The sequence below is a fragment of the Cytobacillus luteolus genome (assembly GCF_017873715.1).
In the GTDB taxonomy this organism is placed as follows: domain Bacteria; phylum Bacillota; class Bacilli; order Bacillales; family Bacillaceae_L; genus Bacillus_BV; species Bacillus_BV luteola.
The window spans coordinates 498,683-516,672 of sequence record NZ_JAGGKM010000004.1 but is presented as its reverse complement, the minus strand read 5'-3'; the positions used below and the strand labels follow the sequence as shown (position 1 = coordinate 516,672).

The window sequence follows — 17,990 nt, the reverse complement described above, 5'->3', positions numbered from 1 at the left end:
AGGTCACACCCGTTCCCATGCCGAACACGGAAGTTAAGCTCTTCAGCGCCGATGGTAGTTGGGGGTTTCCCCCTGTGAGAGTAGGACGTTGCTAGACTGTTTAAATGGAGGATTAGCTCAGCTGGGAGAGCACCTGCCTTACAAGCAGGGGGTCGGCGGTTCGATCCCGTCATCCTCCACCAATGTTTTTTCGCGAAGCGAAAATAACTTTCCTTAAAATAAATTGACACTTTCTAAAATACGCCGGTGTAGCTCAGTTGGTAGAGCAACTGACTTGTAATCAGTAGGTCGAGGGTTCGACTCCTTTCGCCGGCACCACTTTGTACGTGCTATTAGCTCAGTTGGTAGAGCAATGAGCGATACATCTTGAATAATCTACGAATTGTACTCATCGAGCTGCTACTTGCATAAGCTTCCTGAGATGAGGACACGTATTAGATGCTCTTGCCCAATTACCTATCAAGCTTTAACATGAAATACAATCTCTTATTATTAAGAGCCATTAGCTCAGTTGGTAGAGCATCTGACTTTTAATCAGAGGGTCGAAGGTTCGAATCCTTCATGGCTCACCATTTTAATTTTATTCATTTGCGGGTGTGGCGGAATTGGCAGACGCGCTAGACTTAGGATCTAGTGTCCATGACGTGGGGGTTCGAGTCCCTTCACCCGCACCAATATTTTTGCGGAAGTAGTTCAGTGGTAGAACACCACCTTGCCAAGGTGGGGGTCGCGAGTTCGAGCCTCGTCTTCCGCTCCAAAAACAGTCTGCTTTCTTTATGTGCCGGGGTGGCGGAACTGGCAGACGCACAGGACTTAAAATCCTGCGGTAGGTGACTACCGTACCGGTTCGATTCCGGTCCTCGGCACCATTTATATGCGCCCGTAGCTCAATTGGATAGAGCGTCTGACTACGGATCAGAAGGTTATGGGTTCGACTCCTTTCGGGCGCGCCATATATATTTACGGGGAGTAGCTCAGCTTGGTAGAGCACTTGGTTTGGGACCAAGGGGTCGCAGGTTCGAATCCTGTCTTCCCGACCATTTCAAAACTATTTGGGGCCTTAGCTCAGCTGGGAGAGCGCCTGCCTTGCACGCAGGAGGTCAGCGGTTCGATCCCGCTAGGCTCCACCAAATTATTCTCACAAAGTGAAAATAATTTTCCTTGCACTTCTTAATATGGCGGTGTAGCTCAGCTGGCTAGAGCGTACGGTTCATACCCGTGAGGTCGTGGGTTCGACTCCCTCCGCCGCTACCATATTATTTAGAACAAACTAACACTTAATATCTTCTCTTAGGACCTTTAGCTCAGCTGGTTAGAGCAGACGGCTCATAACCGTCCGGTCGTAGGTTCGAGTCCTACAAGGTCCACCATTAGTTAATTATACGGAGGAATACCCAAGTCCGGCTGAAGGGATCGGTCTTGAAAACCGACAGGGGTGTTAAAGCCCGCGGGGGTTCGAATCCCTCTTCCTCCGCCATTATCTCATTTGAAATGATGGCTAAAATCTTCAGCAAAACATATACATTTATAATTTTTATTATCGCGGGGTGGAGCAGTTCGGTAGCTCGTCGGGCTCATAACCCGAAGGTCGCAGGTTCAAATCCTGTCCCCGCAACCAATGGTCCCGTGGTGTAGCGGTTAACATGCCTGCCTGTCACGCAGGAGATCGCCGGTTCGATCCCGGTCGGGACCGCCATTAGTTATTCAAAACAACAAATATTTTATATGGCTCAGTAGCTCAGTTGGTAGAGCAAAGGACTGAAAATCCTTGTGTCGGCGGTTCGATTCCGTCCTGAGCCACCATTTTATTCTCTAATTTAATAATTGTGGCGGTTGTGGCGAAGTGGTTAACGCACCTGATTGTGGTTCAGGCATTCGTGGGTTCGATTCCCATCAGTCGCCCCATACAACTGCGGGTGTAGTTTAATGGTAAAACCTCAGCCTTCCAAGCTGATGTCGTGAGTTCGATTCTCATCACCCGCTCCATTTACTTTAACCTAAACTTATTAGGGCCTATAGCTCAGCTGGTTAGAGCGCACGCCTGATAAGCGTGAGGTCGATGGTTCGAGTCCATTTAGGCCCACCATTCATAACCTATGAATGATTCTATTCTCACTATTCCACAGTAGCTCAGTGGTAGAGCTATCGGCTGTTAACCGATCGGTCGCAGGTTCGAGTCCTGCCTGTGGAGCCATTATGGGGAAGTACTCAAGAGGCTGAAGAGGCGCCCCTGCTAAGGGTGTAGGTCGCGTGAGCGGCGCGAGGGTTCAAATCCCTCCTTCTCCGCCATAAGAACATTATTTATGGCCCATTGGTCAAGCGGTTAAGACACCGCCCTTTCACGGCGGTAACACGGGTTCGAATCCCGTATGGGTCATCAAAAAAGCGTAACGAGTTTAATTACTCGTTGCGCTTTTTTTCTTTTCCTATATCGTCTACTTAACCTATTCTAGCTTCCTCTTATGAATCATTATTCACTCTTATCCACTCATCTGTCTTTTCCATATTGAACAATTTGTGTCTAGTTTTTTATCGACAATATTTGCTTTTTGACTAAAACGCTTTTGCGTTTACTGCTTTACTATAACAAATTAGCTGATAATTTATAATATTTACTATATTTTTTCTCAATAATCCCTCTTCATGAAGACGAATCCAGCATCAATCAAAGATTGTTATAACAATGTTTTACCCGTAACTATACTTGTAAAGACTATTTATAAAACAAATAGTGAAATACTTTTTTCATAAAAATAATGTAATCGTTTGCAATAATAATTGAATGTTATCTAGCAATAACAATTAATGGTGGAAAAGAATATTTTGTAAAATAATGTCATACAAAAATACCTCTTCACACTTACAATTGCTTGTAAAATGAATAAATAATGATCGAACTAAACGTTATAGAAAGGGTGGATACGAGTGATCTTAACTCTTCCAACTAGTCATGATATTCATTTATTTCATGAAGGAAATCTATTTAAAAGCTACCAGTTATTTGGGGCACATCTTACATTGCAAAATGGTGTGGAGGGAACACAGTTCACTGTCTGGGCACCTCATGCTGCAAAAGTAAATATTGTAGGTAACTTTAATCAGTGGGAAGGAGAACATCATCCATTAGATAAGATAAATAATGAGGGAATTTGGACAAATTTTTTCCCTGGATTAGTTGAAGGAGACATCTATAAATATGAGATAACTACTGACCGTGGTGACATTCTCTTAAAGTCGGATCCTTTTGCTTTCTATTCTGAGATTAGACCAGCAACAGCTTCTGTTATTTATAATCTTGAAGGCTATAAATGGAATGATAGGGCATGGCAAAGAAATAAAAGGTCTACTCATGATAAGCCTTTAAATATATATGAAGTGCATTTAGGTTCATGGAAAGTAAAAACTGATGGTACCTATTATTCATATGAAGAACTATCAGAACTTCTTATACCTTACGTTCTTGAGCATGGTTTTACTCATATAGAACTTTTACCACTTGTAGAACATCCACTTGATAAGTCTTGGGGATACCAGGGGACTGGCTATTACTCTGCAACTAGTCGTTATGGGACGCCTCATGGGTTAATGTATCTTATTGACCAATGTCATCAAAATGGTATTGGTGTCATCATGGATTGGGTACCAGGACACTTTTGTAAGGATTCTCACGGTTTATATTTATTTGATGGAAAGCCTACCTACGAATATAGCTTTAGTCATGATCGCGAAAACAAAGTGTGGGGTACAGCAAACTTTGATTTATCAAAGCCGGAAGTTCAAAGTTTTTTAATTTCAAATGCACTCTTTTGGATAGATTATTTTCATATTGATGGTTTCCGAGTAGATGCAGTGGCAAACATGATTTATTGGCCTACTAGTCATGAGGGTGAACAAAGATCTAATCCATTTGCAATAGAGTTTCTGAAAAAGCTAAATAGTGCAATTCGCGAGTTCGATCAATCTGTACTTATGATTGCCGAGGATTCTACTGTTTGGCCAAAGGTTACTAGTTCCGTGAGTGAAGGTGGCCTAGGATTTTCGTATAAGTGGAATATGGGTTGGATGAATGACATTTTAACATATATGCAAGCTTCTCCATATGAGAGAAAAAATCTACATAATAAAGTGACATTCTCCCTTTTATATGCATTTTCAGAGAAGTTTATTTTACCCTTTTCACACGATGAAGTAGTACATGGGAAAAGGTCAATGCTTGATAAAATGCCAGGTGATTATTGGGATAAGTTTGCTCAGTTAAGGCTCTTGTATGGCTACCTAATTACACACCCTGGAAAAAAGCTTCTTTTCATGGGTGGAGAGTTCGGTCAATTTTCTGAGTGGAAGGATGATAGCGAGCTTGATTGGAACCTTGATGATTTCAGAATGCATCAACATATAAGAGCGTATGTTAAAGAGTTATTCAAGGTATACAAAAAGCAGCGGTCTTTATATGAGTTAGACAATTCTGATGAAGGCTTTGAATGGATTGATGTTAACAACTATGACCAAAGCATATTTTCTTTTATACGAAAAGGAAAGAAAGAGAATGATTTAACAGTCACTGTGTGTAATTTTACACCTGAAACCTACCATGAATACAAAGTGGGAGTACCGTTATTATCTTCTTATAAAGAAGTATTGAATAGTGATGATATAGCCTTTGGTGGTTCTGGTCAAATAAACAAAGGGAACCTGATTGGTGAAGAAGGACCGTACCATGGCAAACCTTATCACATTAAAATGACAATCCCGCCATTTGGTATTTCGATTGTACGTCCAATTAAACGCAGAGGGGAGAAAAATAATGATGATCAGAAAAAAGTGCGTCGCAATGCTATTGGCAGGGGGAAAGGGGAGTAGGCTAAATTCATTAACTCAAGACCTGGCAAAGCCTGCTGTTCCTTTTGGTGGAAAATATAGAATTATTGACTTTACTCTGAGTAACTGTACAAATTCAGGAATTGATACTGTTGGTGTGCTTACACAATATCAACCTCTCCTACTACATTCTTATATTGGTATTGGTAGTGCTTGGGATCTTGACCGTAGACATGGTGGAGTCACAGTTCTTCCTCCATATGCAGAGTCCTCAGGTGTGAAGTGGTATTCTGGTACGGCCAGTGCAATCTATCAGAATGTAACCTATTTAAAACAATATGACCCAGAATATGTATTGATTTTATCAGGAGATCATATTTATAAAATGGACTATGCTAAGATGCTAGAATTTCATATTAGTAAAAATGCAGATGTTTCTATTTCAGTCATTGAAGTACCTTGGGATGAAGCAAGCCGATTTGGCATTATGAATACAAACGAGGACATGGAGATTATAGAATTTGAAGAAAAACCCGAATATCCAAAAAATAACTTAGCATCTATGGGCATATATATTTTTAAATGGTCTGTTCTAAAGGAGTTTTTAGAATTAGATGACCAAAATCAAGATTCAAGTCATGATTTTGGCAAGGATGTTATTCCGCTCTTATTAAAAGAACAGAAAAAGTTAATTGCATATCCTTTTAAGGGCTATTGGAAGGATGTAGGAACCGTAAAAAGCTTATGGGAAGCTAATATGGACTTATTAAGTGAGGATTCCAAATTAAACTTATTTGATCAATCTTGGCGCATTTATTCGGTTAATCCAAATCAACCACCACAATTTATCTCTCCATCTGCGGATGTTAATGAATCGCTTGTAAATGAAGGTTGTGTAATTGAAGGAAGTGCTTACCATTCTGTTTTATTTCAAGGTTCACATATTGGTGAGGGCTCTATTATAAAAGAGTCTGTAATCATGCCAGATGCAAAAATCGGAAAGAATGTCTTTATTGAGAGAGCCATTATTCCACCAGGAATTCACATTCCAGATGGGACGGTCATTCGTTCCGAACAGGAAGATGACATTGTCCTCGTTACAGAAGACATGATTATGGTAAATAAATAAAGATGAATAGGGTTATGGACAGAATTGAAAATAGCCCCTGAGAGGATGAGTAAAATGATAAAGAACTTGCTTGGAGTCATTGATGCAACAACATATAGAGAGGCTACCAGTGATTTAACAATAAATCGATCAATGGCAGCTATTCCATTTGCAGGTAGATATAGATTAGTTGACTTTGTTTTGTCTAACATGGTTAACTCCGGAATTGAAAGTGTAGCCATCTTTCCGAGATATCAATACCGTTCTCTTATGGATCATATTGGATCCGGGAAGCAGTGGGATTTAAATAGAAAAAGAGATGGATTATTTTTCTTTCCCTCCTCAAATTTTGAAGAAGAAGGTTCGTTTAAGCAGTTTCGTAATCATATGGATTACTTTTATCGAAGTACTCAAAAGTACACGTTGATCACAAACAGTTACACTGTCTGTAATGTCGATTATAAGAAGATATTAAAAAGACATATTGAAGAAGAGTGTGATATAACCGAAGTTCGTCATTTGGGCAAATCGCTAGAGATGTATATCCTAGAAACTTCGCTTCTGATTGATTTGATTACAGCACAAGATGCTACAGGATACTATAGCATTCAAGATGTAGTCCAGGACCATAAGCATACCTTTAAGATATGTGATTATGAATATCGCGGATATGTAAAAGTAATTGATTCTATAGGAAGCTATTATAAACACAGTATGGAGTTGTTAGATCCAACTGTTTGGAAACAATTATTCTTACAATATAGTCCGATTTATACTAAGGTGAAAGATGAGCCACCTACGAAATATACAAAAGATGCAGTTGTAAAAAATTCAATGATCGCTAATGGATGTGTAATTGAAGGACATGTAGAAAATAGTATTATTTCAAGAGGTGTTAAGGTAGGTAAAGGAACGTTTATTAAAAACAGCATCATTATGCAAAAAAGCGTTATTGGAACAAATTGTGTACTAGATGCAGTTGTTTTTGACAAAGATGTAAAAGTAGAGAATAATGTATCTCTCCAGGGAAGTAAGTTTTCTCCTTACGTAGTTCGTAAAGGAACCTTACAAGGAGCGTTGATGAAATCGTGAAAGTCCTATTTGTAGTATCAGAGTGTGTTCCCTTTATAAAATCAGGTGGTTTAGCAGATGTAGCTGGTGCCCTTCCAAAGGAACTGAAAAATTTGGGAACAGACGTAAGGATTATGCTGCCGAAATACGGGCAAATCCCCTTACAATTTAAAGAAAAGATGGATAAAGTGTGTGAGTTTAACGTTCAACTAAGTTGGAGATCTCAATACTGTGGTATAGAGGTTTTAACTTATGAGGGAATCACTTATTATTTTATCGATAATGAGTATTATTTTAATAGAGATCGCCTTTATGGGTACTATGATGATGGTGAAAGGTTTTCTTTCTTTTGCCATGCGGTTTTACAAGCTATTCCTAACATTGACTTTATGCCGGATATTATTCATTGTCACGACTGGCACACTGGAATGGTAAACTTTTTACTGAAACATGAGTATAAAGAAGAAGACTATTCTTCCATTCGTACGATTTTTACCATCCATAATCTTCAATTCCAAGGTGTATTTCCAAAGGGAATCCTAGGAGATTTGTTAAACCTGTCAGAGGAATACTTTACAAGTGATCAACTTGAGTTCTTTGGGAACGTAAACTTTATGAAGGCAGCTATTGTCTCATCAGATTTAATTACTACCGTTAGTCCAACCTACAAAGATGAAATTCAAAGCAAGTACTATGGTGAAAAATTAGATGGGCTATTACGAAAGTATAATGATAAGTTAGTTGGGATTTTAAATGGGATAGATGATGAGATATATAACCCGAAGACAGATGACCTGATTGCGAAGAAATACGATTACACGAAAATGAAAAATAAAGAATTGAATAAACAATCATTACAGAAGCAATTTGGGTTACCGAAACGAAAAGATATACCTGTAGTATCAATTATCTCACGGTTAACTGAACAAAAAGGTCTCGATTTAATCATACATGTAATAGAAGAAATGTTATCTAAGGATCTACAGTTAATTATCCTTGGAACCGGTGATGAGAAATATGAAAATATCTTTTTAACTTTAGCTCACCACTATCCGACTAAGTTAAAAGTAGTTATTGGTTTTGATGAAAAATTAGCACACCAAATCTATGCTGGTTCTGATCTATTCTTAATGCCTTCAAAATTTGAACCATGTGGATTAGGGCAACTAATTGCTTTACGTTATGGTACGATTCCGATTGTTCGTGAAACAGGGGGCTTAAATGATACTGTTCTCTCCTATAATGAAAGCACTGGTATCGGAAATGGCTTTAGTTTTAAGAACTTTAACGCACATGATATGCTCTACACTGTTGATCGTGCAATTGACTTATTTCAAAATAGGGAAGTATGGTCAAAAATAGTTGGAGAAGCAATGTCACGTGACTATAGCTGGGCACAATCTGCTTTTAAATATAATCAGCTTTATGCAGGTTTACTTGTTAGGAGTGGAATGAATGTTCACCAACAAAGAGACGTTTAAGAAGGTATTTTGCAATAGACTTGAAATGCTGTCTGGAAAAAGTTTCTCTGAATCGACAAGTAGAGATCATTATAATACACTGGGTAGTTTAGTAAGAGAGTATATTAGTTCAAACTGGATACAAACGAATGAGAAATATCGAAGTAGTAAACAGAAGCAGGTTTACTATTTATCAATTGAGTTTCTACTTGGGAGATTATTAGGAAATAACCTTATAAACCTTGGAATAAATCAAATTGTAGAAGAAGGTCTGTTAGAGCTAGGCATTGACATAAAGAATATTGAAGAGGCTGAAGCAGATGCTGGATTAGGTAATGGGGGCTTAGGAAGATTAGCAGCATGTTTTCTTGATTCATTAGCCTCCCTAAACTTACCAGGACACGGTTGTGGCATCCGTTATAAACATGGATTATTTGACCAAAAGATAATAGAAGGATATCAGGTTGAATACCCAGAGCAATGGTTACGTCACGGAAATGTCTGGGAGATACGAAAATCTGATCAAGCTGCAGAGATAAGTTTCTGGGGAGAAGTTGAGTCCTTCTATCATGAAGGGAAGCTTAAATTTAGACATGTAAATGCAGAGAAGATAACGGCTGTTCCTTATGATATTCCTGTAATTGGTTATGGTACAGAATCAGTTAATACACTTCAACTATGGAATGCAGAACCATCCCCGTTCCCTCATAATAAGAACATTTTAGAGTATAAGAGAGAAACAGAAGCGGTATCAGAGTTTTTATATCCTGATGATACCCATGATGATGGGAAAATCTTAAGGTTAAAGCAGCAGTACTTCTTAGTTTCAGCTAGTTTACAAAGTATATTACGAAATTATAAATCTACACATGGTAGCCTGGAAGATTTGCATAATGGAGTAGCCATCCATATTAATGACACACACCCAGTATTAGCAGTACCGGAATTAATGAGGATATTAATGGATGAGGAAGGTATGGGATGGTATGAAGCATGGCAGGTTACAACCAAAACGATCTCTTATACGAATCATACCACTTTATCTGAGGCATTAGAGAAATGGCCAATTTATATTTTTAAGCCTTTATTACCAAGAATTTTTATGATTGTAGAAGAAATAAATGAGCGTTTTTGTAAGGAACTTTGGAAACTGTATCCAGGGGATTGGAATCGAATTGAGAATATGGCCGTTATTGCACACGGTGTTGTTAAAATGGCACATTTAGCGATTGTAGGAAGTTATAGTGTGAATGGTGTAGCTAAGCTACATTCTGAAATATTGAAAAAACGCGAAATGAAATTATTTTATGAGGTCTACCCTGACAAATTCAATAATAAAACGAATGGAATTACTCACCGACGTTGGTTATTAAAGGCTAATCCTCAATTGGCAGCACTGCTTACTGAAACAATAGGAAACGATTGGATTTATGAGCCCAAGTCTTTACTAGAATTAAAGAATTATAGATATGACCCAACTATACTTGAGAGACTTTATGATGTGAAAATATCTAGAAAAGAGATTTTGGCAAAACGTATCCTAGCACAAACGGGTATTAAGGTTGATCCTTATTCAATTTTTGATGTACAGGTAAAACGTCTACATGAGTATAAACGTCAGCTATTAAATGTTCTACATATCATGTACTTATATAATCGAATGAAAGAAGATTCCAGTTTTACGTTTCACCCGCGAACCTTTATTTTTGGGGCAAAAGCATCCCCAGGCTATTATTATGCAAAAAAGATAATAAAACTGATTAACTCTGTAGCTGAGAAGGTAAATAGTGATAAGCAAACTTCTGAGTTCCTTAAGGTGATCTTTATTGAAAACTATCGTGTATCGATTGCAGAGGATATTTTTCCAGCAGCAGATGTTAGTGAGCAAATTTCAACGGCTAGTAAAGAAGCATCAGGAACCGGCAATATGAAGTTTATGATGAATGGTGCTCTAACAATTGGTACATTGGATGGTGCGAATATTGAAATCAAAGATGCTGTAGGCGATGAAAATATTTTCACCTTTGGATTAAAGGCTGAGGAAGTTCTTCACTATTATCAAAATGGGGGATATTATTCAAACGAATACTATTACCATGACAAACGAATTAGCAAGGTTTTAGAACAACTAATTAACGGTCATTTCCCAGAAACTGAGGGAGACTTTGAAGCAATCTATGACTCTCTTCTAACTCAGAATGATCAATATTTTGTTCTTAGAGATTTTGCTTCTTACGTGGCAGCACAGGAGCAGGTTAACGATGCTTATCAAGACCGAAGTAAGTGGTTGGAGAAGAGTCTATTAAATATTGCTCACTCAGGTTACTTTTCAAGTGATCGAACGATTCGTGAGTATGCTAAACACATCTGGAAAATAGATTCATAAACTATGAAATAGAGGGGCACTTCTCTGGGTGCACCCTCTTTTTTGTACTTTATAATTCTTCCAGGCCTTTTATATAAGTATAAATGCTATGATTGCCTCTAAGTGTCCCTGTTTGGTGAGAAAAGCTTACTTGCTTTTTAACATGTCGATAAGAACTATATTTCTCTGTTAAGGGGTTATAAATCCTTTTAGGAGGGAGCATTGGAATGATATCATTTGCATTGACAAATCGTATGGAATTTTTAATTTTACGATTATACAATGATGCAAATTCACCATTTCCTACACGTGGACCGGCCAATGTAAATAGTGTTAGTTCCTTAAAATCTGTATTTTCATAGATATCCATAGCATGTAAAACAGCTAATGCAGCCCCTAAACTATGACCTGTTACGTATAGCTGTTTTTGTGCCGATAGAGAAGATAGCTTTGATAGGAGTTGGTCTCTACATGATTCATAAATTGATAGAAAGCCCCCGTGTACTAGACTCTTATTTGTAGAGTATGGAAAGGGATGCTCAATAATATCAGCGTCTGCAATCCAATCTGGGTCTGAGACTGTTCCTCGAAAGGCTACAATTATTGAGTCTAAAGATTCGATGATAAAGCCAAACCACTCTTTCGAACCAAAGACATCAGCTTTAAAGGTATCGACAACTTTGAAACCTTTCGGAGGAGTAAATTCCCCTTTCTTATCGTATTGCGTATATGTTAGAAGACAACAGTTTGCTAGCAAAAGTGCTTCATCCTTTTTAATCCTCATTCTCCCACTTCCTTTCAAGTTAATTTATTTTATGAAAAGAAATGCATAGTGATAATAAAAACATGACACCTTAAATCCCTGCTAAGTCAGAATGCCATACCTGATTTCATCTACATAAATCGTTTATCAATTTTATGTGCGTTAATTCTTACATTCTCTTTTCCTTTGTATACCCGACTATTCTCCACCCTTTTTGAAATCCCATTTTTATATCCTCTCTCATGAAAAAAATGTAAAATTCTTGTGTAGTTTTTTGTTATGTGTATGCTCTACAATATGACACTATTCGCTCTTTTATTTCGACTGTCGAATAGTGACTGCAAAGTAATTAATGACAAATTATATTCTGAATATTATAATTATAAAAAAGTATTTCACTAAAATTTTGAAAGCGTTTACTTACGGGGGGATTTATTTGAATGGTGAGGTAATTATAAAAAAACAGACTAGGGCTAAAAAGAAAGGATTAAAGCTTGTACTCATAGCTTTAGTTTCGCTTTTAATCTTACTCACTGCAATTGTTTTAGCAGGATATTTATTTATTAAAAAGGGACTACCAACTATTGATGGGGAGCTAACTGTTTCAGGGCTAGAAAATCAGGTTACAGTTTATCGTGACGAGAATGGTGTTCCACACATTGAAGCACAAACAGAAAGAGATTTATATATCGCACAAGGGTATGTAACTGCACAGGATCGCCTATTTCAAATGGACTTATCTAGAAGACAAGCTTCAGGAGAATTAAGTGAAGTAATTGGAGCTTCAACTGTTGATAAAGATAAGTTTTTCAGGGCTCTTGGTTTACGAAGGGCAGCAGAGGCAAGCTATGGTATTTACTCTGTGGAAGCACAAGAAGTATTGAATTGGTATGCTGAAGGTGTAAATGCATATATAAATGAAGCGATAGAATCAAACTCTTTACCTATTGAGTTTACACTAGCGGGGTATAAGCCGAGGGAATGGACTGCGATTGATTCGCTAACAATTGGGAAATACATGGCATATGATTTAGGTGGACACTGGGAAGGACAGGCTTTCCGACACCATATGGCCTTCGTCGTACCTGAAGATAAGCTATTAGAACTGTTTCCAGTTTACCCTGAGGATGGAGCAACTGTAATTCAGGCCCTAAAGGAAAATCCAATGGATCTTACGAAAAGCTTTGCTACTTTGGATGTACCAGATGAATTTAATGGGAGTAACAACTGGGTTGTATCAGGAGATAAAACGGAATCAGGGTTTCCATACTTAGCGAATGACCCTCATTTAAGCCTTGCAACTCCTTCCATCTGGTATGAGGTGCACCTTAACAGTCCTGAAGTTAATGTGAATGGTGTAATATTTGCCGGAATTCCTGGTATCATACTCGGAAGAAATGAGAAGATTGCATGGGGAGTTACGAATGTTGGCCCAGACGTACAGGATTTATATATTGAGAAGCGTAATCCGGAAAATGAAAATGAATTCTTATACATGGACAAGTGGGAACAAGCAACGGTGATTGATGAACAAATTAAGGTAAAAGATGAGGAAACTATTCCTTACAAAGTGACAATCACTCGCCATGGGCCAATTATATCTGAATTTGCACACGATAATAGATCTGATACTGCTCTTGCTTTAAAATGGACTGCCTTAAGTCCATCAACAGAATTAGAGGCAGTTCTTAGATTTAACAAGGCAAGTAATTGGGAGGAGTTTAAGGATGCATTAACTTATTTTCATACTCCGGCGCAAAACTTTGTTTTTGCTGATAAAGAAGGAAATATTGCTTATCGAGCAAATGGGCATATTCCAATACGAAAAAAGGGTGATAGCTCGGTGCCAGTTCCTGGTTGGACGGATGAATACGAATGGGAAGGTTTTATTCCTTGGGAAGAGCTGCCAACGGTTATTAATCCGAAAGAAGGGTTTATTGCTACAGCCAACAATAAGATAGTAACGGATGACTACCCTTACCATATTACTCATACATGGGCACAGCCCTACCGCCAACAAAGAATTATGGATGTGCTATCTGGAAACGAAAAGCTTTCTGTTGAGGACATGAAGAAGCTTCAGTTTGATCAATACAACCTTCAGGCAGAAGAGTTCGTACCGATTTTAGTAGGGATGTTGAAGGAAGATAACTTACGTGAAGTGGATAAAAATGCATTGAAATTGTTATCGGAGTGGGATTTTAATGATAATAAAGATTTAGGTGCGCCATTAATCTTCCATTTATGGATGGCAGAAATTGGTGATGTGATTTTTGAAAGTAAAGTACCGAAAGAATTAAATGGACTCTTCGAGGGGAGAGCTCAGATTGTTGATGAAATGATTCGTAAAGCAGACAAAGGTGAAGAAAGTTTATGGATTCAGGATGCAGGTGGAATTGACAAGGTTATATCTTCTGCATATAAACGAACAATTGATAAAATTACAGAAATTCAAGGTAATACCATAACTAAATGGTCATGGGGTGAATACCATGCAGTGCCATTTAATCACCCATTGTCTGCAATAAAGCCATTAAATTATTTATTTAACTTTGCAAAACCAGTTCCTATGGGTGGAAGTCGCGTTACAGTTGCTGCAGCAGGTTGGAGTAGTACAACTGGTTTGGTTAATCACGGAGGTGCTTGGCGAACGGTTGTGGATTTAGCTAACTTATCAAAAAGCTATAATGTTGTTGGTCCTGGTCAATCTGGTCATGTTTTAAGCAATTGGTATAACGATCAAATAGGACCTTGGACAACAGGAGGATACCATACAACTTATACAGAATCATATGAAAACCAAAAATATAAATTATTATTGGTTCCAGGGAAATAACAGAAAGAGGTGTCAGGATTATTATGACACCTCTTTCTTACATTTTTATCTTCTATCTTCAGCTTCTTCTTCTGTATATGGGTCTTTTTCATATGCAGGAAGGTCTCCGAATATTGTCATTGTCCCAGCTTCATCTAATTCCTCTTCATACTTTTGGTGTTGCTTGCTAGGATAAATTTTCATTTCGTTACCGTAAATATCGGTCGCAGCAAAGTTTTCATAATCTTCTACATACCCTACAGGGTCATGTGATTCAACATATGCATCATTGTAATGGTCAACATTTTCATTTAAATCTGAAGGTGTTTCAGAGGTGCCATACCTAGCTACGTCTTGCCAAGAATCCTCAGCGTCATAGGCCTCTACATCTTTATCATCAAACTCAAATTTCCCATAATCGGGAATTAGCACACCTTCTTCAATCGGGCGATTATGTGATACCACCTGATCAGGGCTATGCTCCTTACAATAAGTAGTTGTAGGAAGAACCTCCAACCTTTCAAGCGGAATATCCTTTCCACAAACTTCACATCTTCCATAAGAACCATCATCTATCTTTTCTAAAGCAATATAGACGTCTTTGAGTTCTCGGCTTGTATGATCATTAAGTGCCAAATCCTTTTCTCTCTCATATAAAGCACTACCTTCGTCTGCAGGGTGGTTATCATAGCTAGATAGTTCACCCATTGACTCATGATAATGACCATTATCTAAATCAAAATTGTCATTTTCCTGTAGTCTTCTTTCAATATCTTCTTTGGCGTTTATCAACTGAGAACGGAAGGTTGATAACTGTTCAGGTGTAAGCATAAAAACACTCCTTCCTTGTAAATGTGTTATATAAAGTATTATCTACTTTTTACCTCAAAAAATGATTGTAAAAATTAGCATAATCAAAAGATAAATAAAACAAAGCACGTATACAATGGCTGTATACGTGCTTTTAGAAAAATTATATAAAATAACTTACAACAAGACCAACAGATAACAAAAATCCGAAGATCGTATTCGTTTGTGCTGTTGCTTTCATTGCAGGCATCATTTGGATTGGTAAGGATTTACCTACAAATCCCTTAGTTGCCTTGATCGCTTTTGGCATACTAAATAGAACTAATAAAGTCCAAATAGGAGCTAATCCTGTAATGATTAAAGCTAAAACCCAAACATAGGAAGTAATGAACATTAAGGCCAAAAATAGTATTGCATTTTTTCTTCCTATTAATATTGCTAACGTTTTTCTTCCGTTTTCCTTATCACCATCTAAATCACGAATATTATTCGCAAGGAGGATAGCTCCAACAAGAATTGAAATAGGAATCGATACTAAAACACTGCTAGTTGTTACTTCACCAGTTTGGATGAAGAAAGAAATTAAAATAATGATTAAACCCATAAAAAGACCTGCCATAAGTTCACCAAAAGGTGTATAAGCAATAGGAACAGGACCACCAGTATAAAAATAACCAGCTGTCATACAAATGGTTCCAATTAATGCAATCCACCAGCTACTGTTCATACAAATATATACTCCTAGGAGTGTAGCAATACCAAATGAAGCAAAAGCAAGTTTTAGCACAGTGTCTGCCTTAATGCCATCTCTTACAATGGCACCACCAATTCCAACAGATTCGGCTGTATCTAGGCCTCGTTTGTAATCATAGTATTCATTGATCATGTTCGTTCCAATTTGAATGAGTAAACAAGCAAGTAACATAACTAAAAATAGTGGTATATCTATCGTTGTTTCATAAAGAGCAAGAGAAGTCCCTATAAAAACAGGTATAAAAGCTGCAGTTAATGTATGTGGACGTAATAACCTCCACCAAATATCCCAGTTAGATTTTCTTCCTGTGGACATATTATGCTGTGTTTGAATTTGAGGTTGCATAAGCACTCTCCTTTCCTTCAATAGAAAAAGACATACAAGCCTAGTCTAGATAATTGTTAATGAAGTGTCAATCCTTTTTGAGTATAATAAAAAGTCCATATTATACCATAGCCATCTTTATCAATAAACTCTTGGTAAAAACGTGTGTGTTGACACATAATTATGTTGAGGTGTATCTTAAAATTAGCTAATTATGACCATTTATTTTATTATACGTTGCCTTTAGAACAACGTTTTTTAAATAATGATTTTACTAACTGTGCGGAATAGACTTTTCGGGGGGATAAAAGTGGTAATCATTCAAGAAAGTATTTTAAAAGAACATCAACGTAAAAAGAATACAAGCTTAAGCCCTCTTCTGAGGAGTTATACTCAAAAAGTAGAGAATGTTGACCCCCTCACTTTCTTTACTATAGGAAATAAATATTTTCCTGGTAAACGATTTTTTTGGACAGAACCTTCAAATGAAACAATCTTAGTTGGTTTAGGATTTTCTCATACAATAGAGGTCAATCAATCATTGAACCGGTTCCAAAACATAGAAGAAGAATGGAAACGGTTATTGATCACTAATCAAAAGAACCAGAAAGAGTTCAAAATTGGAACAGGCCCAATGCTATTTGGAGGATTTTCCTTTGATCCTTATAAAAAGAAAACAAAGTTATGGAGTAACTTTTTAGATGCCAAGTTTGTCATGCCAACTTTAATGCTCACTGTTCATAAAGATGAATGCTATTTAACAACAAATTTCTTATATAATAAGGAAGAAGAAATACAGACTCGTGAACATGAGTTAAACCCAATCAAAGATGAACTACTTACAGAATACAACCTACCTAGTGAAACTTTGTTAGGACAGGATTTTAAAATGACAGAGGTAATGCCAGAAGAATGGAAACAAAGTGTTAAGGAAGTTACGAATAAGATAAAGCAGGGGCAGGTTGAAAAGGTTGTACTAGCGAGGGAAGTAAGGCTATTCTTTGATAACTCAATAGAAATCACAAATGTAATTGCCAACCTTAGAGAGCAGCAGCCACTAAGTTATACATTTGCTTTTGAGAATGGGAAAGATTGCTTCGTAGGTGCTTCTCCTGAACGTTTAGTGAAAAAAGAAAATCAAGAGGTATTGTCTACTTGTTTAGCAGGTTCAATTAAGAGAGGAACTACGCTGAAGGAAGATGATGACTACGGTAACCTCCTACTAAATGATAAGAAAAATATAATTGAGCATGAAGTAGTAGTTCATATGATAAAAGATGCCATGTCAAAGGCGTGTAATCATTTAGAGGTTCCAAGTAAACCGTCATTATATAAAATGAGGGATATACAGCACTTATATACTCCAGTAAAGGGAATTGTTAAGGAAGATGTGTCATTATTGAGTATTGTAGAGAGTTTGCATCCTACTCCGGCACTAGGTGGTTTTCCAAAAGAGGAAGCAATAAAAATGATAAGAGAGACAGAAGTGCTAGATAGAGGTTGGTATGCTGGCCCTATCGGCTGGATAGACAGTAGGGATAATGGAGAGTTCGCAGTTGCCATTCGGTCAGCCTTATTACAGGAAAATGAAGCGAGTCTTTTTGCGGGGTGTGGAATTGTTGGGGATTCTGAACCTGAAAGTGAATACAAAGAAACTGAAATTAAGTTTAAACCTATGCTCTCCGCACTAGGAGGAATTTAG

The 17,990-nt window shown here is 37.5% G+C and carries 10 protein-coding genes, 21 tRNA genes and 1 rRNA gene; 29 read left to right on the top strand and 3 right to left on the bottom strand.

The window, feature by feature from the left end; translation table 11 throughout:
- From rrf to J2Z26_RS14465, 27 genes are all read left to right on the top strand, one after another.
- Nucleotides 1-97: ribosomal RNA gene (rrf, locus tag J2Z26_RS14595) — 5S ribosomal RNA — on the top strand; the annotation flags it as partial.
- Between the two features lie 9 nt (nt 98-106).
- A tRNA-Val gene (locus J2Z26_RS14590) sits at nt 107-182 on the top strand.
- Between the two features lie 60 nt (nt 183-242).
- Nucleotides 243-318 (top strand) — tRNA-Thr (locus J2Z26_RS14585).
- Nucleotides 319-496: 178 nt separating this feature from the next.
- A tRNA-Lys gene (locus J2Z26_RS14580) sits at nt 497-572 on the top strand.
- Nucleotides 573-590: 18 nt separating this feature from the next.
- Nucleotides 591-674 (top strand) — tRNA-Leu (locus J2Z26_RS14575).
- 8 nt (nt 675-682) lie between these two features.
- Nucleotides 683-757, top strand: a tRNA-Gly gene (locus tag J2Z26_RS14570).
- Between the two features lie 23 nt (nt 758-780).
- A tRNA-Leu gene (locus J2Z26_RS14565) sits at nt 781-869 on the top strand.
- A 7-nt stretch (nt 870-876) separates the two neighbouring features.
- Nucleotides 877-953, top strand: a tRNA-Arg gene (locus tag J2Z26_RS14560).
- 10 nt (nt 954-963) lie between these two features.
- Nucleotides 964-1,040 (top strand) — tRNA-Pro (locus tag J2Z26_RS14555).
- A gap of 14 nt (nt 1,041-1,054) precedes the next feature.
- Nucleotides 1,055-1,130 (top strand) — tRNA-Ala (locus J2Z26_RS14550).
- A 47-nt stretch (nt 1,131-1,177) separates the two neighbouring features.
- Nucleotides 1,178-1,254: transfer RNA gene (locus tag J2Z26_RS14545), tRNA-Met, on the top strand.
- Nucleotides 1,255-1,293: 39 nt separating this feature from the next.
- A tRNA-Ile gene (locus J2Z26_RS14540) sits at nt 1,294-1,370 on the top strand.
- 14 nt (nt 1,371-1,384) lie between these two features.
- A tRNA-Ser gene (locus J2Z26_RS14535) sits at nt 1,385-1,477 on the top strand.
- Nucleotides 1,478-1,541: 64 nt separating this feature from the next.
- Nucleotides 1,542-1,618: transfer RNA gene (locus J2Z26_RS14530), tRNA-Met, on the top strand.
- A 2-nt stretch (nt 1,619-1,620) separates the two neighbouring features.
- A tRNA-Asp gene (locus J2Z26_RS14525) sits at nt 1,621-1,696 on the top strand.
- A gap of 31 nt (nt 1,697-1,727) precedes the next feature.
- Nucleotides 1,728-1,803 (top strand) — tRNA-Phe (locus J2Z26_RS14520).
- Between the two features lie 26 nt (nt 1,804-1,829).
- A tRNA-His gene (locus tag J2Z26_RS14515) sits at nt 1,830-1,905 on the top strand.
- Between the two features lie 7 nt (nt 1,906-1,912).
- Nucleotides 1,913-1,986: transfer RNA gene (locus J2Z26_RS14510), tRNA-Gly, on the top strand.
- A 23-nt stretch (nt 1,987-2,009) separates the two neighbouring features.
- Nucleotides 2,010-2,086 (top strand) — tRNA-Ile (locus J2Z26_RS14505).
- A 33-nt stretch (nt 2,087-2,119) separates the two neighbouring features.
- A tRNA-Asn gene (locus tag J2Z26_RS14500) sits at nt 2,120-2,194 on the top strand.
- 4 nt (nt 2,195-2,198) lie between these two features.
- Nucleotides 2,199-2,289, top strand: a tRNA-Ser gene (locus J2Z26_RS14495).
- 16 nt (nt 2,290-2,305) lie between these two features.
- Nucleotides 2,306-2,377: transfer RNA gene (locus J2Z26_RS14490), tRNA-Glu, on the top strand.
- A gap of 548 nt (nt 2,378-2,925) precedes the next feature.
- Complete coding sequence (gene glgB / locus J2Z26_RS14485) at nt 2,926-4,860, top strand: 1,4-alpha-glucan branching enzyme (protein ID WP_193536066.1); 1,935 nt, start codon at nt 2,926-2,928, stop codon at nt 4,858-4,860.
- Nucleotides 4,808-5,947, top strand: a complete 1,140-nt coding sequence (locus J2Z26_RS14480) for a glucose-1-phosphate adenylyltransferase (protein ID WP_319638045.1) — start codon at nt 4,808-4,810, stop codon at nt 5,945-5,947. Before glgB ends, J2Z26_RS14480 begins: the two co-directional genes overlap by 53 nt.
- 54 nt (nt 5,948-6,001) lie before the next feature.
- Nucleotides 6,002-7,018, top strand: coding sequence for a GlgC family sugar phosphate nucleotidyltransferase (locus J2Z26_RS14475; RefSeq protein WP_193536062.1), 1,017 nt, complete (start codon nt 6,002-6,004; stop codon nt 7,016-7,018).
- A complete protein-coding gene (gene glgA, locus J2Z26_RS14470; RefSeq protein WP_193536060.1) occupies nt 7,015-8,478 on the top strand; it encodes a glycogen synthase GlgA in 1,464 nt (487 codons plus the stop codon). The genes J2Z26_RS14475 and glgA overlap by 4 nt, the downstream gene beginning before the upstream one ends.
- Entirely contained in the window at nt 8,453-10,843 is a 2,391-nt protein-coding gene (locus tag J2Z26_RS14465) for a glycogen/starch/alpha-glucan phosphorylase (RefSeq protein WP_193536058.1), read from the top strand. Before glgA ends, J2Z26_RS14465 begins: the two co-directional genes overlap by 26 nt.
- 49 nt (nt 10,844-10,892) lie before the next feature.
- On the opposite strand, the gene J2Z26_RS14460 is transcribed toward J2Z26_RS14465, so the two are convergent.
- Entirely contained in the window at nt 10,893-11,606 is a 714-nt protein-coding gene (locus J2Z26_RS14460; protein WP_193536056.1) for a lipase family protein, read from the bottom strand.
- A gap of 415 nt (nt 11,607-12,021) precedes the next feature.
- Here J2Z26_RS14460 and J2Z26_RS14455 point away from each other — a divergent pair, with 415 nt between their 5' ends.
- Nucleotides 12,022-14,421, top strand: coding sequence for a penicillin acylase family protein (locus J2Z26_RS14455; RefSeq protein WP_227413686.1), 2,400 nt, complete (start codon nt 12,022-12,024; stop codon nt 14,419-14,421).
- 45 nt (nt 14,422-14,466) lie between these two features.
- Here the strand turns inward: J2Z26_RS14455 and J2Z26_RS14450 are convergent, their stop codons facing one another.
- Nucleotides 14,467-15,231 carry a TraR/DksA C4-type zinc finger protein gene (locus J2Z26_RS14450; RefSeq protein ID WP_193536052.1) on the bottom strand — a complete coding sequence of 255 codons (765 nt, stop codon included), beginning with the start codon at nt 15,229-15,231 and terminating at the stop codon, nt 14,467-14,469.
- Nucleotides 15,232-15,373: 142 nt separating this feature from the next.
- Entirely contained in the window at nt 15,374-16,309 is a 936-nt protein-coding gene (locus tag J2Z26_RS14445) for a 1,4-dihydroxy-2-naphthoate polyprenyltransferase (RefSeq protein ID WP_193536050.1), read from the bottom strand.
- Nucleotides 16,310-16,598: 289 nt separating this feature from the next.
- Here J2Z26_RS14445 and J2Z26_RS14440 point away from each other — a divergent pair, with 289 nt between their 5' ends.
- A complete protein-coding gene (locus J2Z26_RS14440; protein ID WP_319638041.1) occupies nt 16,599-17,990 on the top strand; it encodes an isochorismate synthase in 1,392 nt (463 codons plus the stop codon).